This window comes from Flavihumibacter stibioxidans, from assembly GCF_014332695.1.
Classification (GTDB): Bacteria; Bacteroidota; Bacteroidia; order Chitinophagales; family Chitinophagaceae; genus Flavihumibacter; species Flavihumibacter stibioxidans.
The window spans coordinates 164754-189649 of record NZ_MBUA01000027.1; the positions used below are offsets into that span (position 1 = coordinate 164754).

At 47.3% G+C, this 24896-nt stretch carries 20 protein-coding genes and 1 tRNA gene; 13 read left to right on the plus strand and 8 right to left on the minus strand.

Annotated features, from left to right (window positions below; genetic code table 11):
- Nucleotides 1–110 precede the first annotated feature (110 nt).
- Nucleotides 111–1319, plus strand: coding sequence for a bifunctional 3,4-dihydroxy-2-butanone-4-phosphate synthase/GTP cyclohydrolase II (locus tag BC349_RS14570; protein WP_187257510.1), 1209 nt, complete (start codon nucleotides 111–113; stop codon nucleotides 1317–1319).
- Between the two features lie 45 nt (nucleotides 1320–1364).
- On the opposite strand, the gene BC349_RS14575 is transcribed toward BC349_RS14570, so the two are convergent.
- Together BC349_RS14575 and kdsA are read right to left on the minus strand one after the other, a co-directional pair.
- Nucleotides 1365–6062: a translocation/assembly module TamB domain-containing protein gene (locus BC349_RS14575; protein ID WP_187257511.1), complete on the minus strand. Its 4698-nt coding sequence runs from the start codon at nucleotides 6060–6062 to the stop codon at nucleotides 1365–1367.
- 321 nt (nucleotides 6063–6383) lie between these two features.
- Complete coding sequence (gene kdsA / locus BC349_RS14580) at nucleotides 6384–7205, minus strand: 3-deoxy-8-phosphooctulonate synthase (protein WP_187257512.1); 822 nt, start codon at nucleotides 7203–7205, stop codon at nucleotides 6384–6386.
- A gap of 88 nt (nucleotides 7206–7293) precedes the next feature.
- Between kdsA and BC349_RS14585 the strand changes: the two genes are divergently transcribed.
- Nucleotides 7294–8253: an NAD-dependent epimerase/dehydratase family protein gene (locus BC349_RS14585; protein WP_187257513.1), complete on the plus strand. Its 960-nt coding sequence runs from the start codon at nucleotides 7294–7296 to the stop codon at nucleotides 8251–8253.
- A 56-nt stretch (nucleotides 8254–8309) separates the two neighbouring features.
- The gene (locus tag BC349_RS14590; RefSeq protein WP_246456971.1) at nucleotides 8310–9539 is read left to right on the plus strand and encodes a peroxiredoxin family protein; all 1230 of its coding nucleotides are present in this window, start codon (nucleotides 8310–8312) and stop codon (nucleotides 9537–9539) included.
- A gap of 29 nt (nucleotides 9540–9568) precedes the next feature.
- Here BC349_RS14590 and dapB read toward each other — a convergent pair whose 3' ends face one another.
- From dapB to BC349_RS14615, 5 genes are all read right to left on the minus strand, one after another.
- Nucleotides 9569–10285: a 4-hydroxy-tetrahydrodipicolinate reductase gene (dapB, locus tag BC349_RS14595; RefSeq protein ID WP_187257514.1), complete on the minus strand. Its 717-nt coding sequence runs from the start codon at nucleotides 10283–10285 to the stop codon at nucleotides 9569–9571.
- Between the two features lie 105 nt (nucleotides 10286–10390).
- The gene (locus BC349_RS14600) at nucleotides 10391–11143 is read right to left on the minus strand and encodes a DUF5683 domain-containing protein (protein ID WP_187257515.1); all 753 of its coding nucleotides are present in this window, start codon (nucleotides 11141–11143) and stop codon (nucleotides 10391–10393) included.
- 4 nt (nucleotides 11144–11147) lie between these two features.
- Nucleotides 11148–12065: a ParB/RepB/Spo0J family partition protein gene (locus BC349_RS14605; RefSeq protein WP_187257516.1), complete on the minus strand. Its 918-nt coding sequence runs from the start codon at nucleotides 12063–12065 to the stop codon at nucleotides 11148–11150.
- Between the two features lie 45 nt (nucleotides 12066–12110).
- Entirely contained in the window at nucleotides 12111–12941 is an 831-nt protein-coding gene (locus tag BC349_RS14610) for a ParA family protein (RefSeq protein WP_187257517.1), read from the minus strand.
- Between the two features lie 40 nt (nucleotides 12942–12981).
- The gene (locus tag BC349_RS14615; protein WP_187257518.1) at nucleotides 12982–13662 is read right to left on the minus strand and encodes a metal-dependent hydrolase; all 681 of its coding nucleotides are present in this window, start codon (nucleotides 13660–13662) and stop codon (nucleotides 12982–12984) included.
- Between the two features lie 121 nt (nucleotides 13663–13783).
- On the opposite strand from BC349_RS14615, the gene BC349_RS14620 reads away from it, so the two are divergent.
- The 8 genes from BC349_RS14620 (at nucleotide 13784) to BC349_RS14655 (ending at nucleotide 21128) form a co-directional block, all read left to right on the plus strand.
- Nucleotides 13784–14284, plus strand: coding sequence for an NADPH-dependent FMN reductase (locus BC349_RS14620; RefSeq protein ID WP_187257519.1), 501 nt, complete (start codon nucleotides 13784–13786; stop codon nucleotides 14282–14284).
- A 9-nt stretch (nucleotides 14285–14293) separates the two neighbouring features.
- Nucleotides 14294–15535 (plus strand): metallophosphoesterase, encoded by a 1242-nt coding sequence (locus tag BC349_RS14625; protein ID WP_187257520.1) that lies wholly within the window; start codon nucleotides 14294–14296, stop codon nucleotides 15533–15535.
- A 126-nt stretch (nucleotides 15536–15661) separates the two neighbouring features.
- The gene (locus BC349_RS14630; RefSeq protein ID WP_187257521.1) at nucleotides 15662–16255 is read left to right on the plus strand and encodes a porin family protein; all 594 of its coding nucleotides are present in this window, start codon (nucleotides 15662–15664) and stop codon (nucleotides 16253–16255) included.
- Nucleotides 16256–16318: 63 nt separating this feature from the next.
- On the plus strand, nucleotides 16319–17131 hold the full coding sequence (locus tag BC349_RS14635) for a 2,3,4,5-tetrahydropyridine-2,6-dicarboxylate N-succinyltransferase (RefSeq protein ID WP_187257522.1): 813 nt from the start codon (nucleotides 16319–16321) through the stop codon (nucleotides 17129–17131).
- Nucleotides 17131–18042, plus strand: coding sequence for a DMT family transporter (locus BC349_RS14640; RefSeq protein WP_343063735.1), 912 nt, complete (start codon nucleotides 17131–17133; stop codon nucleotides 18040–18042). The genes BC349_RS14635 and BC349_RS14640 overlap by 1 nt, the downstream gene beginning before the upstream one ends.
- 110 nt (nucleotides 18043–18152) lie before the next feature.
- Nucleotides 18153–18234: transfer RNA gene (locus BC349_RS14645), tRNA-Leu, on the plus strand.
- Nucleotides 18235–18652: 418 nt separating this feature from the next.
- On the plus strand, nucleotides 18653–19705 hold the full coding sequence (locus BC349_RS14650) for a hypothetical protein (protein WP_187257523.1): 1053 nt from the start codon (nucleotides 18653–18655) through the stop codon (nucleotides 19703–19705).
- A gap of 307 nt (nucleotides 19706–20012) precedes the next feature.
- Nucleotides 20013–21128 carry a hypothetical protein gene (locus BC349_RS14655; RefSeq protein ID WP_187257524.1) on the plus strand — a complete coding sequence of 372 codons (1116 nt, stop codon included), beginning with the start codon at nucleotides 20013–20015 and terminating at the stop codon, nucleotides 21126–21128.
- A gap of 190 nt (nucleotides 21129–21318) precedes the next feature.
- Here BC349_RS14655 and pcaF read toward each other — a convergent pair whose 3' ends face one another.
- Complete coding sequence (gene pcaF / locus BC349_RS14660; RefSeq protein WP_187257525.1) at nucleotides 21319–22524, minus strand: 3-oxoadipyl-CoA thiolase; 1206 nt, start codon at nucleotides 22522–22524, stop codon at nucleotides 21319–21321.
- Nucleotides 22525–22710: 186 nt separating this feature from the next.
- On the opposite strand from pcaF, the gene BC349_RS14665 reads away from it, so the two are divergent.
- Both BC349_RS14665 and BC349_RS14670 read left to right on the plus strand, forming a co-directional pair.
- On the plus strand, nucleotides 22711–23322 hold the full coding sequence (locus tag BC349_RS14665) for an FMN-binding negative transcriptional regulator (RefSeq protein WP_187257526.1): 612 nt from the start codon (nucleotides 22711–22713) through the stop codon (nucleotides 23320–23322).
- A 16-nt stretch (nucleotides 23323–23338) separates the two neighbouring features.
- Nucleotides 23339–24895 (plus strand): M20/M25/M40 family metallo-hydrolase, encoded by a 1557-nt coding sequence (locus BC349_RS14670; protein ID WP_187257527.1) that lies wholly within the window; start codon nucleotides 23339–23341, stop codon nucleotides 24893–24895.
- Nucleotide 24896: the final 1 nt, after the last annotated feature.

A 24896-nucleotide genomic window follows, 5' to 3' on the forward strand; every position in this document is an offset into this window, starting at 1 on the left:
ACATTTACCCGGGTGTCAAACACCCTGAAAGATGTCAGACACTACGCAAGATGTCAGACACCTTATCCGGGGACGGCTAACTTTCGTTAGTTTTGTAATAAATATTTTATATGCTGGATAGTATCGAAAGTGCTATTGATGATATCAGGGAAGGTAAAATGCTGATTGTGGTGGACGACGAGGACCGGGAAAATGAAGGCGATTTTGTGATCGCAGCCCGCCATGTGACGCCGGAAGTGATCAATTTCATGAGTAAGGAAGGACGCGGACTGATTTGTGCCCCCCTCATGGAAGAGCGCTGCGACGAGCTGAAACTGGAAATGATGGTCAATAGCAACACTGCCCTGCATGAAACTGCTTTCACAGTTTCGGTCGACCTGCTCGGGCATGGATGTACTACCGGCATTTCTGCACACGATCGGGCTAAAACGATCCTGGCCCTCATAAATCCCGATACCCGTCCGGATGAACTCGGCCGTCCGGGGCATATTTTCCCGCTCCGCGCCAAAAAAGGCGGCGTACTCAGAAGGGCCGGACATACAGAAGCTACCATCGATCTGGCCCGGCTGGCGGGGCTTGAACCTGCCGGGGTACTGGTGGAAATCCTCAATGAAGACGGTTCCATGGCCCGTTTGCCTCAACTTCAGGAGATTTCCAGAAAGCTGGGAATCAAGATCGTTTCCATTAAAGACCTGATCGAATACCGTATTAAAAGAGACAGCCTGATCGATGAAGTTGTCAGCGTGGATATGCCTACTAAATATGGGCATTTCAAAATGGTGGCTTTTAAAGAAAAGCACACCCAGAATGAACACATTGCCCTGATTAAAGGGGAGTGGGAAAAGGATGAGCCAATTATGGTTCGGGTGCATTCATCCTGCTTTACCGGCGATATCCTGGGATCCCTGCGTTGCGATTGCGGAGAACAACTGCATAAAGCATTACAGATGGTGGAAGAAGCAGGCAAGGGAGTTGTTTTATATATGAACCAGGAGGGCAGGGGTATTGGCCTGATGAACAAGCTCAGGGCATACAAACTCCAGGAAGAAGGCATGGATACCGTGGAGGCCAATCTTCACCTCGGCTTCCCCATGGACAAGAGGGATTACGGGGTAGGAGCGCAGATTCTCCGTCACCTGGGTATCACCAAAATGAGGCTGATCAGTAATAACCCGAAAAAACGTGCCGGACTTATAGGATATGGCATTGAAATCGTCGATTGTGTTCCCATTAAGATTAAGGCGAACCCCTTCAATGAAAAATACCTGAAGACCAAACGGGACAAGATGGGACACCGGATACTGGACAATGAAGGATAGCAGGCCCGGATGGCCAACAATAGTTGACCCGTTCGTGTTTCCAGGTTATTGCTCTGTGCTGTCAGTCGAAACAGGCAGAATGATGGATGCTTTCTTTTTCTTGCGCGTGAACAATTCCCTGATGCGATCAAATTCTTTCCGGTAGGATAAACTGATACCCGAACGCTGAAGGGCACTCTGGTAAACATAGCTCCAGTTGTTGCGGTAAAAGAAGGTGATCCTGAATTTACCATCAGGCGTCAGTTTGTATTCAGCCGATACATCCGGAAGGAACTGGAAGGTTGCCGACTGCCTCGAATTGATCCCGAAGTCAATGGCGCTGCCCACCATAAAGGTCAGCCGTTCATTCAGGTAACTCTTCGCCACACTCAGGTTGATATTGGTACGGTCCGGCAACAGGATCTGCGAATTAGACTGCCCTGAAATATTGGTGCCGCTGTACAGGGATGCGCTCATATTCAGTTGCAGGCTTTTATCATTGAAAACATTCTGCAGGATCTTGGAGAATTCATTGGAAATCACATTGGATAGAAAGCCGGAGATACTGCTTACCACCAGGCTTTCAAAAGCAGTATTGGCAAAGGATGAGCTGTTGTTCTGCAAACTGCCCGCAGCTGTAAGCGGACCGAAATTATTGAACAGGATCAGGTAAGAAACCTGCTTGTTCAGTTCATTCTCATCCTTGTGGATTATACTCAGCAGGGTCTGTGCCTGGAAATTATTCCTGATCGGGCTGTTGTCGGGTAATTCGATCTGGAACCGAATCCTGGGTGCCGATAATTTTTCCGTGATATTGGCGATGATATATACCGTTCCCCTGTAACGCTTAACTCTTTCATCGTCGACCCCAAATCCGCCACTGCTCAGCAGATCGCTGAACTTAACATTGTTGGCTTCATACAGGGCATCAATCTTCATGGTGGCTTCATAAGGATCTCCGTTCCAGGAAATATAGTTGTTACGTTCCGGTAACAGCTTGAAATTCTTTTTCCATGCCTGGAAATTGAAATCATAAGATCCGTTTTCAATATCATAACGGCCTGTCATGGTCAGGTTCTCATTGGTGCCCACCCGCATTTTCAGGTTGCCATGGCCTTTGGCGGAGATGATGTCACCTGTTGCTTCATCGATGATCATGTACACATTGGCCTTGTTATTGGCGGTTATGTCAAGGCCAATGGTGAGGTTGCTTTCTTCACCATAAGGTTTGTAGGCTTCCATCTCTTTACCGTACTCCTTCCATACGATAAAATCGGCCTCCGCACTCTGCCTGGAAGAACCGGTTGCGATATAAATATTACTGCTGTCGGTTGGTTCGCCGCTGACATCCATATTCATATCGTACATGGGGCCACTGAACCGCATGTTGGCCTTTCCGACCACGTTCCCATAGAAATATTTATTGTCCAGTGAGGTTGTGTTCAGCAACAATAATTTACTGGTTCTGACATTGAAGTCAAAAGCCATGTCGTTGAAATTGTTGTGATATAATTTTCCTTCCAGCAGTTCGCCTTTGTTGCCCAGTGTATCCTGTAACTGGAACCTGCCGAAATCAATCAGGCCGTCCGAAAACTTCACAAGGGCTGATGGTATCTTATAATATACTTTGGTATAATCCACCAGCAATCCGCCGTCCTGCAGGCTGATGTCGCCCAGGTATTTAAGGTTGCCTCCTTTTCCGGCAATCCTCAACTGACCGGTGGCATTTCCATCCAGCTTGCTGAAAATGCCGGTAAGGTATTGTTGCAGCAAACTGATTTTTGTCCTTTGGAGATTTACCGTAATATCCACCTGATCCGCTAAACTGTCTTTGGTATTCACCAGGCCGGCCAGGTCAAAATTGTAGTTTTCATTGGCAGAGATGGTTTTAAAAGTCACTTTGCCTGACCTGGAAGAATAGGTGCTGCTGATGTCGAGAACGCCGATGGAGTCGTTGTCCAGGCGGAATTGATCTGCCCTGGCATTTGCCTCAACCTGCAGGTTGGTGAAGGGATCGATCACTTCCACTGTTCCGGTAAACAAACCTTCGAGGCGGTTGCTTTTCACAAAGAAGGGAGCGAAGTCGCCGATATTGATCTGTTTTAGGTCCACTTTAAGGTCATTACCCTTACCAATAGACGAAGGCGCCGATGTGATCATGATCTCCTGGTCACCGCTGTAAATCCGCACTCCGTCAGTCGTGACAAGTTCTTTGGTAAGGATGATTTCCCCACCATTTTCAATGACCCACTCTTTTTCATTGATATCAAAACTGGATGGATTGAAGAGTACGCGGATACCGTTTTTTAATGTTTGTACCTCGCCGGAGATATCGGCCCTGTTGAGGGTCTGGTTGGCACTGGTGCTGATATGCACTTTCGACAGGTCGTTACTGGCGCTTACTGATACCTGTGAGCCCGGGAAATGCAGGCTGTCATTCACCTGTATGTCACCCACAATTGTTGAAACTGCCAGCGAGTCATAGTTACCCCTGCCTTCCAGTTTCACATTTGAAAATGCAAGTTTGTTGTAACCGAATTGTGGGATGTCGGCATCCACATCGAAAATATTTTCATCGGTGTTCAGCCTGCCGTTGATAGTGGAATAATTAAAACCCTTCAGTCGTTTGTCAAGCAGATCGAGGTAATCATCCACCTTCCTGGTGGTGATGAAGAAACTGAAATTATTGCTCACTTTCCTTTTGGAAGCGGCGATATAGCTGGGGTAATACCTGTTCAGGAAGGTCTGGAATGCATCCGGCAAGGAACTGATATTGAATTTTCCGGCGAGTACCCCCTCGAATTCATTGCTCTTTACCGTAATAGTCTTATTCCCGTTGCTCTGAAGGGAAGATTCCACAAACAAAGAGTCAAAGGAAATACGCTGGCCGTTTTTGAAAATCGAGGCATCTGATACCCTGGCGGTTCCTATGAAGTTGTCTACGGTATTTCCGGTAAAGTCCATGTTGAAGGTTCCGTTGATATCGAGCTCTTCTTTCGAAAACCTCATATTACGAAGGTTCGCGTTCACTATCAGTGCGTCAAAATTGAATTTCGGAACTTTTCCCGACAGGTCTACAAGTCCCTTCATGGTGGCTTCCAGGTGTTCGTCGTTTACTGCAAGGTTTCCATTGAAAAGACGGCGGGCAAATTTTCCGTCAATATCGATATCGCGATATTCATAACCATTGTAAACGATAAAGGGGATACGCCCTTTGAGGCCGGCATCCAGGGTGTTCAGGCTGAAACCCTTACCCTTGATATCACCTTCTACAGCAAAACTTCCCAGCAGTGTATTGTCGATGAATTTTCCCAGGTTGAATTCCTCTGTGCGGATGGTTCCCGAATAAAGAGGGACCCCATTAGCCGGGAATTTCATGTTTACATCCGTGGAAATACTTCCCAGGGCAGTTTCTATAGTACCGTAGGTGACAAAATTTTTCAGAAAGCCGGTAAAGTTTCCTTTGAAACGGAGGTATTCGAGCAGGTCAAGCCTTGGCTCGGTGATGTTTTTGATTTTTGGTACAATGCGTTGTACATCCGCATAGGTTGTCCTGAATTCCCGCGCAGTGAAATCAATAAAGGTCTTATCGGGATCTGGCAGGCCAATCAAACTGAAATCGCCATTCAGGTAGGTCTGGTCACCGGACTTCACTTCGATGTTCTTTCCGCTCAGGTCGCTGATGGTGCCCCTTGCTTTACCGGAGATGGTTAAACGCTGTTTCCAGTCTGCCAGTTCGGGGGTGAAATATGCAATATCATCACTGTGGATGACGGCTTCCGCAAAGTTGCCTTCAAGCCTGATCCTGTCAAGGAAATATCCCATGTCATCAAAACTGTCATAACGCATGGCGAAGTAGTTCTTCAGCCGGCTTTTTTCTGTCCTGATGTGTAGCTGCTCAAATACCATTGCTTCGGGATGAAAGCGCATATTTGCCTCCAGCTGTTTTACCTCAAACCCGCTTCGTTCCCTGGTGGCGATGCGGATGGCCCCGCTGAAGGTATCGTTTACCAGTTTTACATCTGTAAATCTGCTGTTGATGTTTCCGAAGAGGAAATGCGCACCGTCAAAATAGTAATAAGGCTTTCTCTCCGTTTCAATATCATTTTTGAACACCCCGTTCTTTATGGTTACCGTTTTTATACCGAGCGACCATTTGCCCGGATTCCAGCGGAGATGGTCCGGATCGTTGGGAGGGATGCTGTCTGTTATGACCCTTTTACGCGGCGGCCGGTTACCGGTATAATTGTATATGGAAAATACAGGCTCTGCCAGGTCGAGGTTGCGGATGCTGATTTTTTTATTCGGGATGTCAAACTGTTCGGCTTCGAGAACGAGTGATCCCAGCGACAGTCCAAGGTTTTCTCCCCGCCATGCATCCTGCTGCAGCACCCTGATGTTTTTTAAGTCGACGGTTTTGATCGAGAGTTCAATGGGTTGTTTTTCTTTGGTGGATGGGGGTCCTGAAAAATAATCCACCAGGAACTGGTAGTTCCAGACGGAATCGGTTCGTTTCAGGTGGATCATGGTACTTTCCAGCCCGATGTATTTCAGCTCGATCTTATCCTTGAAGAAAAACCAGTCCGTGATATTAACCTTAACAGCACCGGCATACAGAAGGGTATCCTTATTATGGTCACGAACCAGCGTGCCTTTCAGTTCGAGTTTGTCAAAAAAATCAATATCGATGTAGGATACCTTAACCTCTGTATTGAGTGCTTTGGAAAGCCTGTTTGCTGCCTGCCGGGCAAGGTAATTCTGCATAAACCCGGTTTGCAGCAAAAAATAGATCAATACCACCAGGGTTAGCAGCGATAATAATATGTAACCAATTATGGAGAGTATTCTTTTCAGGATCCGGCGATTAACATTCAAAATTAATTATTCGCTACGTTGCAGGCCTTAATATTCTATAAACTAACGAAATTACTATTTGAGACGGTTATTCCGGCTGATGGGTTTAATTGATTTTAACATAGAATTTTGGGGGCGGGGAAAGATTTCTCCCGTCTGGGTGGCTGAGGCGAAAGGCAGCGATCTGCCACCCGACGGGTGAAATCCGGGATCAGGAGAAAAAGCCGCTGGTCAGATGACGGCTTTTCTGAGTTTAACGAGTTCCTGGAGCAGGCTCTCCAGGCGGTCGAGTTGCAGCATGTTTGCGCCGTCACTGAGCGCAATGGCCGGATTGGGATGGGTTTCGATAAACAGTCCATCTGCCCCCGCAGCAATTGCCGCCTTGGCAACTGTGCCGATCAACTGGGGGTTACCGCCGGTAATGCCCGATACCTGGTTGGGTTGCTGCAGGCTGTGGGTACAATCCATCACAACCGGCACACCATGTTCTTTCATCCAGGGAATATTGCGGTAGTCAACCACCAGGTCCTGGTAACCAAAGGTGGTTCCTCTTTCTGTAAGAATGATTTTTTCGTTTCCGGCATTACGGATTTTTTCCACGGCGAATTTCATGGATTGCCCGCTCAGGAATTGTCCCTTCTTAACATTAACGACTTTGCCCGTTTCTGCGGCAGCAATAAGCAGGTCGGTTTGCCGGCACAGAAAGGCGGGTATCTGCAGTATGTCGGCGTACCTGGCAGCAGGGGCGGCCTCGTCATGTGCGTGAATGTCGGTGGTGGTGGGTAAATTAAATGCCTCGCCGGTTTTTTTCAGCAGGCTCAGCCCCAGTTCATCGCCAAGTCCGGTAAAGGAACTTGCGCTGGTGCGGTTGGCCTTCCTGTAGGAAGATTTGAAAATATAGGGAATGCCCAGGTTGCGGCAGATGCTGCTTACCCTTCCGGCCACTTCCATAAGCAGCTCTTCACTTTCAATTACACACGGTCCGGCAATCAGGAAAAAATTCTTCTCGTCGTATGATTGACCCTTGAACAGGTCGGTAAGGAATGGTTGCATGCGGCAAAGATAAGAAGAGGAAGGAGTAATAAACCCCATACAAATAACCATATTCCTCCTTAGGTTTGCATCTTTAAATTGCCTGCACATGACAAGAGAAAAAATCCTGGTTATCGGCGCTTGCGGACAGATAGGCGTTGAACTGACCCTTGCCCTTCGTAAAATATATGGTAACAACAACGTTATTGCTTCTGACCTTCGGGAGGAAAACGAATTACTGAAAGGAACAGGTCCCTATGTTTCCATCGACGCGCTGAACAAAGAGATGCTTCATGTACTGGTTATCCGCCAGAATATCACCCAGGTTTACCTGCTGGCAGCCATCCTTTCCGCCACTGGTGAAAAAAATCCAAACCTCGCCTGGCACCTGAATATGCAGAGCCTGCTCAATGTGCTGGATATTGCCCGCGAGGAAAAGCTGCACAAGGTTTACTGGCCCTCATCCATCGCTGTTTTTGGCCCTACCTCCCCCAAAAAGGATTGCCCGCAATACACCATCATTGAACCTACCACCGTTTATGGTATTTCCAAGTACGCGGGTGAGTTCTGGTGCAATTATTATTTCCAGCGTTTTGGCGTGGATGTGCGCAGCCTCCGTTACCCCGGACTGATCAGCTATAAGTCTGCGCCAGGTGGTGGTACAACTGATTATGCTGTGGAAATCTTTCACGAGGCGCTGGAGCAAAAAAACTACAAATGCTTTCTGAAAGAGGATACCTACCTGCCCATGATGTATATGCCCGATGCCATCAGGGCCACGATAGAGTTGATGGAGGCACCGGCAGACAGGATATCGGTCCGGACTTCCTATAATCTTTCCGGTGTAAGCTTCTCTCCAAAGGAAATCGCAGCCGCAATCAAAAAACATATTCCGGAATTTACCATCAATTATGAATCTGACTACCGGCAGGCTATAGCCGACAGCTGGCCTCAAAGTATTGATGACAGTATTGCCCGCCGTGACTGGGGATGGAACCATGAGTATGACCTCTCAAAAATGACGGCAGACATGCTCGAAAACCTCAGGCATGAACTAGCCGGGAATTAAGCCTGGCAGGCAACTGTGGCCATTATGATGTATTTTACAGGTTAAGATTGAAGAATATGAGGATGTTATCTGTTTTCCTGGCGGCAATTTTCCTGGTATCGGCTAACCTCGATGCTCAAACGCTGAAATCCGGTTTGTGGAAAGGTCAGTTGCTGAGAGCCGATGGGCATCATATTGTATTCAATTTCGATGTCAGCTATCACAATCGCCGACCTGTTATCCGCATCCACAATGCACAGGAAAGGCTGGAGGTAAGGCAGATTAATTTAAAAGGTGATTCTGTTTTTATTGAAATGCCATTTTTTGAAGCGTCTTTCGCCCTTGAGTTACAGGCAGACGGATCTCTCAGGGGAAACTGGATTAAGGGTACCGCCGGCAATAATCTCGTGATGCCATTCATGGCAAAATACGGGAAAGAACCCCGTTTCCTTCCGGGTGCCCCGCCCAGGTTCCGGGTCAGCGGAAAGTGGGAACTGGAGATCATTCGTCCGAATGGCACCACAAGGCCGGCTATTGCTGAACTGGAACAAAAAGGAAGCCGGCTAACAGGAACGATTCTTACCCCAACCGGCGATTACAGATACCTGGATGGTATTGTAAAAGGGGACAGCCTGTTCCTGAGTACGTTTAACGGCAGCCATGTCTATTTTATTTCCGCTGGCATTAAAGATGAAAACACCATCAGCGGGGGAGGCATTTATGCAGGCCCTACAACGGTTGAAAAACTCAGCGGTCGCAGGAATGATTCTGCTGGTCTTTCCAGGGAGGCTTTTGCTATTCATGTAAAGCCGGGTGCGGGGCCCCTGGACTTTCGTTTCCCCGACCTGGATGGAAATATGGTCGGTATCAGAGACGAACGCTTTCAGAATAAAGTGGTGATCATACAACTGATGGGAAGCTGGTGCCCCAATTGCATGGATGAAACAAACTTCCTGAGCGCTTACTATAAAAAGAATTTCACGAGGGGACTTGAAATAATATCCCTGGCATATGAATACAGCACTGATGTGGAAAGGTCCAGGAAAAGCCTGAAAAAATTGCAGCAGCGTTTCGCCGTGACCTACCCCATGCTGATTACCGGGGTGACCAGTTCAGACACGCTTCGTACTGAAAAGACACTGCCCCAGCTCAGCCCTATAAAGGCGTTCCCCAGCCTGATATTTATCGGAAGGGACGGCGGGGTGAAAAAAGTGCATTCTGGATTTTACGGACCAGCTACCGGCGACCAGTATACGAATTTTATAAAAGAGTTTGAAGATACCGTTGAATCCCTGCTAAAGGATTAATCCTTCTTCGCGGACACCCGTGCGGGCAATCAGAAACCAAGCACATCCTTCATGCCGTAAATGCCTTTCCTGCCGGCCAGGAATTCGGCAGCCATTACAGCACCGGTGGCGAAACCGGTACGGTTATGCGCAGTATGGATAATTTCTATATCATCGATGGCGGAACTGTATAAAACCTTGTGTGTGCCGGGGGCAGGATCAATCCGCTCGCTGACGATCGCCAGTTCCTCCGGTTTGCCGGATGCATGGTTAACCCACTTTTTTAAACGGGGGATATGGTGCATGATCTGCTCTGCCAGGGTAACAGCAGTACCGGAAGGGGCGTCTTTTTTCTGGGTGTGATGGATTTCCTCCATTGAAACGGCATACTCCGACTGGTTGGCCATCAGGGCAGCCAGCTTTTTGTTGAGTTCAAAAAACAGGTTAACGCCGACGGAATAATTACTGGCATATAAAAACGCGCCCTGCTTTTGCAGGCAATACTCTTCCACCGCCTCGTATTTGTCGAGCCATCCCGTTGAGCCGCACACAACCGGGGTATTGTATTCCAGCAGTTTCATCACATTTTCATAGGCACTGTGGGGGCTCGTGAATTCTATGGCTACATCGGCTTTGGACAGGTTTTCATGGTTCATTTCATGTGCATTGTTTATATCGATTTTCAATACAATTTCATGACCCCGCTGCAGGGCAATGGCTTCGATTGCCTGTCCCATTTTACCATATCCGATGAGTGCGATTTTCATTTTTATCCGGGAGTTTTAAAGTTGTTTATTTTGCTGATAAATCTGTAAGAGAGGTAAATTATATCATGGCAAAGCTACTTAAATTGAAGCAAGCTGCCATTTGCCCTACTTGCCAAACAGGGTCTTAGGCTTCGCCTTGTGCAGGTCGAATACCAGTGAAATACCTGTTCCGGCAGGCATTCCGCCGGCAACAGGCTGGGAGGGAAGCATTGGTTTCAATTTCATGCTCAGGGTAGGACTCACATCAAATTCCTTCAGGTGTGCATCCACGGTGGCATCAATCACATTAAGTCCCCAGAACAACAGAAACACCAGGACGGAATAGTCGATATTTCTCCTGAACTCCCTGCGGTAATTGTCGAGTGATGTGGTATAACCGCCTTCCACAAATGGTTTGAGATAATCGGCCACATTTACCCAGTTGGCAGTGTCTTTACCAACCGTAACCCTATAGGCGTACCGTACTTCCTTGTAGGTTTTAATATTGTCAAAGAAGATATAGCCGGTTACTCCGAGTGCCGCATATACTACCGGGATCTTCCAGTATTTCTTATTGTATGCCTGTCCCCAGCCGGGAATAATGGCCGAACGTATGGTGGCCTTGCGGGGATCATGTTTTTTTGGTTCCATTTTCCCCGAAGGCAGGCTGTCCTTTTGGGCTGTTTCTGAAGGGATGGCTGATTTAATGGTCTGGCCACCCACTTTGGTGATGACGGAATCTGCCGGTGCTGCGGGAACCACTACCATAGGAACCGTATCAACGGGAACAGGCTTTCGGGTGGTGTCCACCTGCGAAAAAACTGGTACTCCCGCCAGCAGGGCGGCAGTAATGCATCCGATCAGGAATCTGTTTTTCATGCGATCAATTCACCGTAACACCCATCGCTTCCAGGATCTTGTTCAGTTCCTGGATTGAGTAATATTCAAGGGTAATACTGCCATGGCCTTTTTTACTATGGTTGAGTTTTACCCGGGTGCTGAAATGGGACGCTAAATTATCTTCTATTTTCTTGTAAGCAGGCGGCAGTGAAGTTTTTGCCTCAGTTTTAACAGCCGGGGCATCTTCCTTGTACATCTTGCGCACCAGTTCTTCGGTCTGGCGAACGGAAAGTCCCTTTGTTTTAATCTCATTGAAAATATACAACTGCTTGTCCACCACGTCCACATTGATCAGGGCACGTGCATGGCCCATGGAGATATCTCCATTGCGTACAGCAACCTGGATATCCGGTGGCAGTCTCAGCAGCCGGATATAGTTGGCAACCGTGCTTCTTTCCTTGCCCATGCGCTCGGCCACCTGTTCCTGTGTGTAGTTCAGTTCGTCCATCATGCGCTTATAACTCAGGCTCACTTCGATGGCATTGAGGTCTTCGCGCTGAAGGTTTTCCAGTAGGGCCAGTTCCAGCAATTGCTGGTCATCGGCCTGGCGGATATAAGCCGGCAGGTCTTTGAGTCCTGCGATTTTTGATGCCCTGAACCTTCTTTCTCCTGAAATCAGGCGGTATTTGCCGTTAGGGAGTTTCGATACGGTAATGGGCTGTATGATATCATGGATTTTGATTGAGGCGGCCAGTTCATTCAGGGCCTGCTCATCAAAATCATGGCGGGGTTGTTTCGGGTTGGTTTCGATCTGGCCGATAGGGATACGAAGCATGCTGGTAGCGGCTTCCACTACCTGTGGCTTCAGTTGTCCGGCAGTATTCTTCAGATCGGCATCAATATTCTGCAACAAGGAACGGATTCCTTTTCCAAGCGCTTCTTTTTTATCTGGTTTGTTCATGGTGAATGAGTCAATGGGTCAATGGGTCAATGAGTGAAAAAGTAATCAGGCTTCTTCTTCCTCTTCGGGTTCTTCCATTTCTATAATTCGTTCTTCCTGGCTGATACGGGTCATATTGTTTTTCTGCAGGATCTCTTTGGCCAGGTTCAGGTAATTCACCGAACCCTTGCTAAAGGCATCATATAATATTACCGGTTTTCCCACGGAGGGCGCTTCACTGATACGGGTGTTGCGGTGAACGATGGTATCAAATACCAGTTCGTCAAAATGACGCCTTACCTCGCTGACCACCTGGTTGCAGAGACGCAGGCGGCCATCGTACATAGTCATCAGGATTCCCTCGATCACCAGTTCGGGGTTCAGGCGGTTTTGAACGATCTTGATGGTGTTCAGCAATTTGCCCAATCCTTCCAGGGCAAAAAACTCGGTCTGAACCGGTACGATGACAGAATTGGCGGCGGTCAGTGCATTTACCGTGATAAGGCCCAGGGAAGGGGAGCAGTCGATCACGATAAAGTCGTAATCATTCTGAATGGGTTCGAGAATGCCCTTCAACACATTTTCCCGGTTCGGGTAGTTGATCATTTCGATCTCGGCGCCCACCAGGTCGATATGGGATGGCACTACATCGAGGTGCGGAATATCGGTTTTCAGGATCACATCCCGGATGGGCGTGCCGTTCACCATACAATCGTACAGGCTCTGTGTAATATTGTGCAGGTCGAACCCTGTACCCGTGGTACTGTTTGCCTGTGGGTCGGCATCTACCAACAGGGTGCGGAATTCCAGCACGGCAAAGCTCGCTGCCAGGTTGATGGCAGTGGTGGTTTTGCCTACACCACCCTTCTGATTTGCAACGCCAATGATTCTAGCCATAATAAGATCCTCGTTCTTGCTCTGTTTTTCAGGGTTCAGGTTATATACTGATGGTTTCGCCGATAGCGGCCAGGATCAGCTTTTTACCACCGGCAGAAAAAGTCTGCCTGGCGGCTTCATGATCAATTTTGATGTATCCGAATGTATCGTAATGAACACCAATAACCTGCTGGCACTGGATCATTTCAGCGCAGGCAAGTGCATCGGCGGCATTCATGGTAAAGTTGTCCCCAATTGGCAATACCGCAAAATTAAGTTTTGCCCACCGCGGAATGAGCTGCATGTCAAGGGTTAAAGCTGTGTCGCCGCTATAGTAGAAATTGCCGGCATCTGAATACACAATAAATCCCATGGGATTGCCGCCGTAACTACCGTCAGGAAGTCCGCTGGAATGCTGCGCAACCACACATTTCACCCTGAAATCACCAAAGTCCCGGCTTCCACCGATATTCATCGGGTGGGTATTTTCCACTCCCTGTTTATTCAGCCATTCGTGGATTTCCCAGTTGGCAATCATTTTGGCCCCGGTCCTTTTGGCAATGGAAACTCCATCCGCTATATGGTCCACATGCCCATGTGAAACCAGGATATAATCTGCTTTGATGCTGTTCACATCAATCCCTGCGGCCAGTTCATTGTAGCTGATGAAAGGGTCGAAAAGCAGGTTTTTACCATTGATGGATACGGAAAAACAGGAATGTCCGTAATAGGTGAATTGCATGTTTCAGATCATTTTTTTGGTCAGGATGGCAAAAATAACGTTTCAGCGTAAAAAAAGCGGAACAAACCATCTTGGCAGTTGTTATGGAATGGCAGATTTTTGCAGGCCGAAACAAATATTCATGTACACAATCATATCCGGTACCAACCGAACGGGCAGTAATACGATTAAAATCGCTACACAATACCAGCAATTATTAAAGGAAAAAGGCATTGAAGCAAGGTTGGTTTCCCTCGAAAACCTGGACGTCAGTACCCGGAACCAGGCCATCAAATCACTGGAAGAAGAGATACTGGTTCCCACCCAAAAGTTCATTTTTATTTCTCCGGAATACAACGGGAGCATTCCCGGTGTGCTGAAATCTCTCTTTGACAGCAGTGATATCCAGCGGGCCTGGTGGGGTAAAAAAGCCCTGCTGACCGGCGTTTCCACCGGGCGGGCAGGCAATCTTCGGGGGATGGAGCACCTGACCGGCATCCTTAATTATATGAAGGTGGTGGTGCACCCGAATAAACTACCGATTTCGGTGGTGACGGTTTTACTGAATCCCGATGGTTCCGTAAAGGATGAACCGACCCTTAAAGCCATTAACCAGCAATTGAATGAGTTTATTGAGTTTTAAATTTAATCTATGCGTAATTCCGGATTTATATGGGTGATTGTCTTCGTTTTGCTGGCACTGGACCTCTATATTTTTCAGGTACTTAAGCTTGTGAGCCAATCCCTGAGCCCGAAACTCAGGCTGGTCCTGTTCGGCGCCTACTGGGCGGTGGCGATCCTTGCCGTACTGGTATTCATCTTTTTGCCCAATCTGCAATCAGAGCAATGGCCTAAATCACTGCGCACTTACCTGGTGGCCATTATCATCGGGCTGTTTTTTGCAAAACTGATCAGTTCAATGTTTTTTGTGGTGGATGACCTCCGCCGTGGCACCACCTGGATTGCGTCCAGGTTCTCCGGCTCTTCATCCCTCCAATCTGCTGAAAACGGAATTACCCGATCTGCCTTTCTTTCCTGGCTGGGGCTGGCAGCAGGTAGTACGCTGTTCGGGACCCTTGTTTACGGGTTTACCAATAAGTATAATTACAATGTAAAAAAGCTGAAGCTGGCTTTTGAGAACCTGCCCGGTGCGTTTAAGGGTATGAAGATCCTTCACATCAGTGATATCCATGCGGGCAGCTTCACCGATCACCAGGCAGTTCGGAAAGGAATTGAAAAAATCCTGCACCAGCAGGCAGATATCATATTATTTACCGGTGACCTGGTGAATGACCGTGCCGTGGAAATGGATGAGTTTAAAAAACTGTTCGCAAAACTGGATGCACCCATGGGGGTTTATTCAGTGTTGGGAAACCATGATTATGGAGATTACTACCGATGGGAATCTGACCGGGTAAAAATGGATAACCTGGAGAGCCTGAAGGGCGTTCATGCTGAAATGGGCTGGCGCCTGTTAATGAATGAACATGTGGTGCTGGAAAAAGACGGGCACCAGATTGCTTTGCTGGGAATTGAAAACTGGAGTGCCAAGGGGAATTTTCCCAAATATGGAAAGCTGCCCGATGCTTATGCAGGGGCGGATAAATATCCCTTTAAAATCCTGATGAGCCATGATCCCAGTCATTGGGATGGAGAGGTTCGGGAACGATACGGGGACATAGACCTGATGCTGAGCGGGCATACTCACGGCATGCAGTTTGGGGTGGAAATTCCGGGCTTCAGGTGGAGTCCGGTTCAATATATGTATCGCCAGTGGGCAGGATTGTATGAATCGGGCAAACAGAAATTGTATGTAAACCGCGGTTTCGGGTTTATAGGCTATCCCGGCCGCGTGGGAATATTGCCCGAGATAACGGTAATCGAGCTTGTTTGATGATCAGCGGCTTCAGACTTTTCAAAACGAGAAAAGTTTAATGTTTTATTCTTTGATTTTAATTTAACAGGCACGCATAACCGTTGGCATATAACTTGGGCTACCTTTCATTCAAATACCAACTGTATGAAATCCAGACTCGTGTTACTAGTGGCCTCATTGATGGCCGTTTCATTCCTGCAGGCGCAGGGCTTGCATTTTGGCATTAAAGGCGGTGCCAATATTACCAAGGTTGATGGCAAAGCCATGGCAGATGAATTCAATTATGGTTACCATCTTGGTGGTTTTGCGGAAGTAGGACTCGGTAAAAAATGGTTTATCCAGCCAGAGCTGCTATGGACCGAATACAAGACCCGCACTGCTGATGATTTTGAAGACATCATCAACAACGCGGTGGAAGGTTCCAGTCGCCAGGAGGTTAAACTGAATTATTTATCTATTCCGATCACCCTGAACTATCGATTGCTGGATTGGTTCTCTGTGCATGCCGGTCCGCAGTTCGGGGTGCTGCTGAACTCAGACAAAAACCTGCTGGAGAATGGCAGGGATGCTTTCAATGCCGGGGTGGTGTCCGTTGCGGCAGGTGCCCAGCTGAATTTCGGAGCCTTTCGTATTACCGGGCGCTATTTCACCAACCTCAATGAGATCAACTCCGGGGACATTGACAATGCCTGGAAGAACAAAGGTTTCCAGGTGGGTGTGGGGATAAAGATATTGTAGCAGGAGGGGAAGGGTGAAGTGAAAAGGTCTTTATCTGTATTTTCGCCAAAATTTCAACAAGCAATGTCATTACAAGACCAGATAATTCAGGCCTGGAACAACCGGGAACTCCTGAAAGACCAAACCTACAGCGATGCGGTTCGTGCCGTAATGGAAGAAGTGGATAAAGGCCGCCTGCGGGTGGCAAGCCCCGGCGAAAATGGCTGGGTGGTAAATGAATGGGTGAAGCAGACCATCCTGATGTATTTCGGGATTCAGCAGATGAAGACCTGGGAAATGCCTCCCTTTGAATTCTATGACAAGATGGAGCTTAAAAAGAACTACGCATCCCTGGGTGTTCGCGCGGTTCCTCATGCGGTTGCCCGATATGGCGCCTATATTGCCAGGAATGTGGTGCTGATGCCCAGTTATGTAAACATCGGGGCCTATGTAGATGAAGGTACCATGGTTGATACCTGGGCTACCGTAGGAAGCTGCGCGCAGATAGGCAAGGGGGTTCACCTGAGTGGGGGCGTTGGGATCGGCGGCGTGCTGGAACCGCTCCAGGCTGCACCGGTTATTATTGAAGATGGCTGTTTCATCGGCTCCCGCTGTATTGTGGTAGAAGGTGTACATGTGGAAAAAGAAGTGGTGCTCGGCGCCAATGTGGTACTCACCCAGAGTACCAGGATCATTGATGTAAGCGGCGCAGAACCTGTGGAATACAAGGGCCGTGTTCCGGCCAGGTCCGTGGTGATTCCCGGTACCTATCCCAAGAAGTTTCCTGCCGGCGAATACAATGTAAGCTGCGCCCTGATCATTGGCCAGCGCAAGCCCAGCACCGACCTGAAGACAAGTTTGAATGATGCCCTGCGCGATTTTAATGTAAGCGTATAGTGGCTGAATTAACTGATCATAAAAAACTGCACTGGATTGGTATCCTCATTACTTTTTCCGGTGCAGTTTTGTTTTCAACCAAGGCCGTACTGGTGAAAATGGCCTTCCGCGATGTAAAGCTCGATGTCATCACACTGCTGGCCTTGCGCATGGTTTTTTCCCTGCCCTTTTTTTTGCTGGCGGCCTGGTGGGTGCGCCGGAAAGAACCTGCCAGCCTTAGTTCCAGGCAATGGGTGCTGGTATTCCTGACCGGACTGATGGGTTATTATGTGAGCAGTTGGTTCGATTTCGTAGGCTTGCAATTCATTTCTGCGGGACTGGAAAGACTGATTCTTTTTTTGTATCCCAGTTTCACTGCACTGATCAATTTTTTTGTATTTAAGCAGGTGCTGGGGAAGCGGCAAAAATGGGCTTTATTGCTTACCTATATTGGAATCGGTATTGCTTACTATGGGGAGTTCAGGCTGGATGCCGGTAATCCCAATTTCATGCTGGGCAGCCTGGCGGTATTTGCCTGTTCCATTACCTATGCCATTTATATGTCGGGTAGTGGTCGGTTGATTCCGCAGGTAGGTGTTACCCGTTATACAGCCTATGCCATGTTATCAGCCACTGTTGGAGTGTTTGTACATTTTCTGCTGACGCATCAAATTGGAGAAACACAGTTTACACCGGAGATATGGAAATTCGGGTTCCTGCTGGCAATCCTTTCAACGGTTGTGCCTTCTTTTTTGATATCTGCCGGAATGAAAAGGATCGGCTCCAATAATACGGCCATTGTTTCCAGTATTGGACCTATATCAACGATTATCCAGGCCAATATTTTTTTGGGCGAAGTAATACATACGCAACAGATTATTGGTACAGCATTGGTGATAGTGGGAGTGTTGCTGATCGGGTGGAAGAAATGAGTGTGGGAGTTAGGTAACAACGGTGCGGGAAGTGGTGAAAAAAAGTTTTCAGATTTTTGGAGGGAATTATTCTTTGTGTATATTTGCACCCCGTTACACAAACAACGGATGCCCAGGTGGCGAAATTGGTAGACGCACCGTCTTCAGGTGGCGGCGCCGCGAGGTGTGCTGGTTCGAATCCAGTCCTGGGCACAAAATAAGTGAAACCCTTGATAGCAACAGCTTTCAAGGGTTTCACTTATTTTATCGTGATATTTATCCTAACGGTGTGTGACTTTAATCATTCTGGTTATATATATGTTGAATTATATTCACTTTTGAAATTAACCTGTTTAATTTCTTCCTCCAGTTATTTTACCGATATCCCTTGTATTCCAGTGTGGTGAGCATCTGTATGGTAAAAATATTTCAGGGTATCAGCCAACTTTAATACCGTGATGGCAGCACAATATTCACGGGAAAACTTCCGACCAATGTACTTACAGTGAAAATAGACCTACTGCCCTAAAGCAACCTAAGGTTGAGTGATTTAGGATATTGCCAATGCTCATTGGCATCAGTAAGGGTGGTTGCAGATGTAGTTATTATTGATTCACTAAATACAACAATCGTGAAACACTTATATAAACAACTGGTCCTGGTTGTGGTATTTTCCCTTGTATTATTCAGCTGTCAGAAAGAAGTTGTGAACGATGCCCGGATTGCCGAAAATGATTTACTGAACAGTGCTGCCATAAAATTGCCATCTGATTCCAGGGCAGGATCCAAAACCGCCCAGTCAGTGCAGGTTAATGTAAGGGGAATAAGCAGGCATTACCAGATTTTAACGACTGAACCATGGACATATCAGACATGGTCCTATAACTGGGCTGAAAGAAATGATGCGCTTGCTTCCTTTGATGAATATTTTACGCTGACAACCTCCGGTAACCCCAGCTCCGGCCAGATTGAACGTGGAAAACATAAAGCTTTCCAGGATAACAAATGTAATTTCTGGTATGGAACACCTTTGCAGGTTGTTAGTTTTATTGCCGGGGAGGAACAGCCTAAAACCGTAACCTGTACCCCCAAAGTGCCGGGTACCTATCCGGAAAAAACAGGATGGACTCTTGAAATTGTTGACGGCCGCTCAGTAGATGTACACCTTACCAATATTTTTGTGGCATCGGCCTCCTTCCTGGAAAAAACAACCGGCAGCAATAGCTGGTCGAAGAAATATTCATTTTCCATGCGAAATGATGACCTGACATCCAGGCTTACAGACCTGAAAATTGAATTGATACACAATGGCCAGGTTATTGAAACCCGCACTCCGGACCATACCCTGCAGGATAATGCTAACTGGCATTATGAAGTAAACGCAGGTATATACGGAAACCCTGATGTTTTTTATGCTTTTGATAGCGGTGTAGGAAGTGATAAGTCGGTCAATGCCATACAAAGGGGCGAAGGAGACGATTTTCCCGGCAATGATAATGAAGGAGGTTCCCGTGCATTGATTCCTGAACAGACTTTTTCCGGCCTGACCCTGGAAGGTAATTATTCAGTGAGGATCAGTGGAGTGGTAAAGGGTAACAGCTTTACCGCAGATAAATTGTTTTCTATCAGCCAGGATCTGGTGTCTGAAGGATGCCATGATGATTCCCATGACGAACCCCATTAGTTTGTAAAATTCTAAACTGCCCTTGTACTTCTGCGGCAGGGGCAGTTTCTGAATATTTATTTTCGGGTATACGATTACGTTATATAATATTTATCCAAAAAAAAATGATCATAATTATAAAATGAATTGATTGAAGTCATCTTTCCTGATTTTATGTTTTGTTACATTCGAATGTGGTTTAATTAATGCTGCTGGATATTCTAATACCTCTGTAACCCAATATCACTCTGATATTAATTCCTGTAAGAACTTATATAGATTTTCTCTTTGTTTACGTAATTCATTTTTAACCTAAAAATTAATAATTATGAAAGCGTTTAATACTTTGCTGCGAGCCAGTGTGTTTTTCGCGAGTGTAATATTATTTGCCAGTTGTCAGAAAGAGGCAATGTTTCCTGATAACCAGGAAGTGCTGGCAAAATATGGTGGCGGATCCGGCGGAGATGAATCTGTTGGAAACAACCTGTCTTTCCCCGTAATCTGGTCTGAAGGAGCAGAACTGCCTCTGAGAGTAGCGCCTACAGGCCTTACTGACACGGATGTACTGCTTCAGGGTGGATGGTGGTATGTGTGGGGTGTGGATCCGATTGACCCGCAGGCTCCTATCTATAGTTGCCAGCCCAACCCGGCTAATCCGGCTGTATGTCTGGATGGTTCAACTCCCGGAGACGGAACCAGTACAGTTTACAAAGCATACCTGCAGAAGGATGCGAGGAATTTCTGGAAAGCCTACAACGAACCGGCCACCGAAATCTTAAATGTTGATTCGATTGACTGGGGTGATAACCTGGAGTCAATAGATTGGAATCTTACATCAAAAGTCCGGACAGAAGTGGTATTGTATGAAAACCTGCCGGCACCTGTATTACAATATGCCATGAGGCATGTATCAGGATGGGGCGTAGACGAAATGCATGGACTTCAGACTCAACTAAACAATACCGTTGTAACCGGACCAGGAAGTAAGGCTACAGTTTTCTCACGGCACGCCAGACTTACCATTCAGCGACTCACTTCATTGTCACCAAACCTCACATGGGATGCAACAAACCATATCTGGATAGGCGATGCAAATGCTCCAGTATTCAGCAAGGCAGTGCATGAAGCTGCCGATGGACCCGGATATTACAATGCAGAGGTGAATGTGAAGGGTAAGATCATTTTTGGCTATACCTGGGATTTGAAGAAACTCAACGATGGAGCAGGCGTTTACCGGATTACTTTTAGTTTTGATGAATCAGGACCTGGTACTGTACTTAATACATTCTTTGATGCTAATACCGGTATCATTACTCCGGCTGAGGAAATCGAAGTTGCAGCGGTAGATGGAGGAGGAGGTGGTACCGCTGTGGTTGATTATTTGAACAATCTGACCTATATAGACGTGGTAATTAAAGCCCGTGGCGGAAGAAGTAACAGGTAATGTATAATCTCTGGTAATAGTATGGCAAGCGCATGATACGAATTCAGATCCGTCAGATTGGAAATGTTCAGAGGCATTTTGATTAACTGGAACAGAAAAAAGAGATTCCTGATAGGTAGAATTATCAGGGATCTCTTTTTTTGTGTCAATCCCGCATTGGGTGCTTCATCAAATGATTCAGGAAATATAATCAGAACGCATTCTCCAGGATTACTGCATAACCCTGCCCAACTCCAATACACATGGTTACCAATGCATATTTTTTTTGTTGTTTTTGTAATTCCAGGGAAGCAGTATAAATGATCCTTGCACCGGTCATTCCCAGCGGGTGCCCCAGTGCAATGGCTCCTCCGTTCGGGTTAATTCTTGGATCATCATCTTTCATCCCCAGTTCACGTATGCAGGCAAGACTTTGTGCGGCGAAAGCTTCGTTGAGTTCTATTATGTCTATATCGTCCAGTGTAAGGCCGGCTTTCGCCAGGGCCTTTTTGGTGGCTTCAACCGGGCCGATTCCCATGATACGGGGCTCGCAACCTATGACTGCACTGGCTAGGATCTTTGCTTTTGGTTGAATACCATGTTTTCTAACGGCCGTTTCTGATGCTACCAGCAATGCCACAGCGCCATCATTCAGGCCGGAAGCGTTACCGGCTGTTACAGTGCCATTTTCTTTTTTGAAAGCGGGATTGAGTTTCGCCAGCCCCTCAATGGTGGTGGCGGGTTTAATAAACTCATCCTGTTCGAAACTGGTATGGCTTTTTTTGCCGGGAATATGCACTGGTAATATTTCTTCCGCGAAACGCCCGCCGGAGGCCGCATTGGCTGCCTTCATCTGCGAACGATACGCAAATGCGTCCTGATCCTCCCGACTAATTTTGTATATGGCAGCAAGGTTTTCTGCAGTAACGCCCATCGCGTCCACCCCGTACATTTTCTCCATTTCGGGATTTATAAACCGCCAGCCAAAACTGCTGTCAAACATTTTCTGGTCCGTGCCAAATGCTTTACTGCTCTTGGATAACACATATGGCCCGCGGGTCATGTGCTCCACACCGCCGGCAATAAAGAGTTCGCCATCACCATTATGAATGGCCCTGGCGGCATTTATAACGGCGCTCATCCCCGAAGCACATAACCGATTCACAGTTTCCCCGGGAACTGTATAGGGCAGTCCGGCCAGCAGCAGTGACATCCTGGCCACGTTCCTGTTGTCTTCACCCGCCTGGTTCACACAGCCCAGTATCACATCATCAATTTCGAAAGGTGATATGTTTGCATTCCTTCTCATCAACTCGCGGATCACCATGGCCGCCAGGTCATCCGCCCTGACTGGCGCCAGGGTTCCGCCAAAACTTCCGATAGGAGTGCGGATTCCATCAATTATAAATGCTGGCATCTATGTTTTTTTATGTGGTTTAGCTGACCAAATTACAAATTTGGCGCGGTTGCAAAAATTGCTGATGTTTCCGGAAGGCAGGACAATTTTCCGTTCATCAAACAGGTTTCCGAAAATCCGGGCAGCCTTTATAGTTTTGATTGAAGCAGTTTAACCATTTTTCATCAGAGATTTTTTAAAATTAACATGTATATTCCAAAGCATTTCCGTGCCGAAAACGAAGAGGAAATATTTTCTTTCATGCAGCAATACAGTTTTGCAACGATAGTTACGGCAAAGAATAATCTTCCCATAGCCACCCATCTCCCCTTTACTGTTTCGCGTAAAGAGGGGCGGATTACCATGGCTGCTCATTTCGCAAAGGCAAATGATCAATGGAAAGATCTTGACGGTGGTCGGGTACTGGTGATCTTCAGCGAACCCCATGCGTATATTTCCCCCAAACATTACGATAAGGAACAATCCGTGCCTACCTGGAACTATATCTCCGTTCATGCATATGGGAATGCCAGCCTGGTTTCTGAGCCGGGCGCTGCCATGGCTATGCTGGAGGATATGATAAATCAGTATGAACCCGGGTATAAGGTCCAGTGGGATGGACTTCCCCTGGAATTCAAACTTAAAATGCTGAATGGTATCGTTGCATTTGAGATCCATGTCGATGACCTGCAGGCTGTCCAAAAGCTTAGTCAGAACAAATCTGCTGTGGAGCAGAAAAGGATTGTTGATACCCTTTCCGCAAGTCCGCACGAATCAGAAAAAAAGATTGCTGAATATATGGCGCGTAATCTGGAATAAAACAAGCACAAACAACATGAGAAATTTGAAGCCAATTTTGTTATCAGGGTTATTGTTTGTCGGGTCAGTGGGACTGGCAAACAATAATGATTCACTAATCGTCAGCGGCATTGTAAAGGAGGCCACGGAGAATTCACATCTTGAAAAACTGGCGCATGAGCTGGTGGATGGTATAGGTCCGAGGCTGGTAGGGACGCCACAGATGACCCAGGCAAAAGACTGGGCCATCAAAAAATACAATGAATGGGGCATCCCCGCCCGCATGGAAACATGGGGGGAATGGCGCGGATGGGAACGGGGGGCAACCCATATTGATATGATCTCGCCAAGGGTCAAATCCCTGGAAGGAATGCAGCTCGCCTGGAGTCCCGGCACCAAAGGAAAATCTGTTACCGCAGAAACTATTATTATCGCGGACCAGCCGGATTCCATTTCCTTTCAGCAATGGTTACCCGCAGTTAAGGGGAAGTTCGTACTGATTTCCATGAACCAGCCAACCGGGCGTCCGGATTATAACTGGGAAGAATATGCCACCAAAGATTCCTTTGAGAAAATGAAGAAAAACAGGGCGGCTCAGTCCGAGGCCTGGCGGAAAAGGATCAGCAAGACTGGGCTGAGTAACAAAGACCTGGCGCGTGCTTTGGAAAAAGCGGGAGCAGCCGGCATCATTTTATCCAACTGGTCTTCTGGTTTTGGGGTTAATAAAATTTTCGGAGCCAATACGACGAAGATTCCCACCGTTGACATTGCGCTGGAAGATTATGGCATGCTCTATCGCCTGACTGAATCGGGTATCAGGCCGGTGATCAGCATTCGTGCCGATTCAAAAGAACTGGGTGTAGTGCCAACGTTTAATACCATCGCCGAGATCAAAGGTTCTGAGAAACCAGAAGAATACGTGTTGCTTTCCGCCCATTTTGACTCCTGGGATGGCGGCACCGGCGCTACCGATAATGCTACCGGTACCATCGTGATGATGGAAGCCATGCGTATATTGAAGAAGATTTACCCCAACCCCAGAAGAACGATTATGGTTGGTCACTGGGGTAGTGAAGAGCAGGGATTGAATGGTTCCAGGGCCTTCGTGGAAGACCACCCGGAGATCGTATCCAATATCCAGGCCGTATTCAACCAGGATAACGGGACCGGCAGGGTGGTTAACCTGGCGGGACAGGGTTTCCTTCATTCCTATGACTATCTTGGCCGCTGGTTGTCAAAAGTTCCGGAGAATATCCGCAAAGAAATCGAAACAAGATTCCCCGGAACACCCGGTGGCGGCGGATCTGATTATGCCTCTTTTGTCGCTGTTGGTGCACCGGCATTTTCACTGAGCTCTTTGAGCTGGTCATATGGCAGCTATACCTGGCATACCAATCGGGATACCTACGATAAAATTGTGTTCGACGACGTACGCAGCAATGCTATCCTGACGGCAATACTCGTGTATATGGCCTGTGAGGAAAAGGAAAAGACTTCCCGGGAAAAAGCAGTATTGCCGCTAAATCCGGTGACGGGTAAACAAATGGAATGGCCTGCACAAAGAAAGGCAAACCGGAAGGGCGGACTGGATTAAT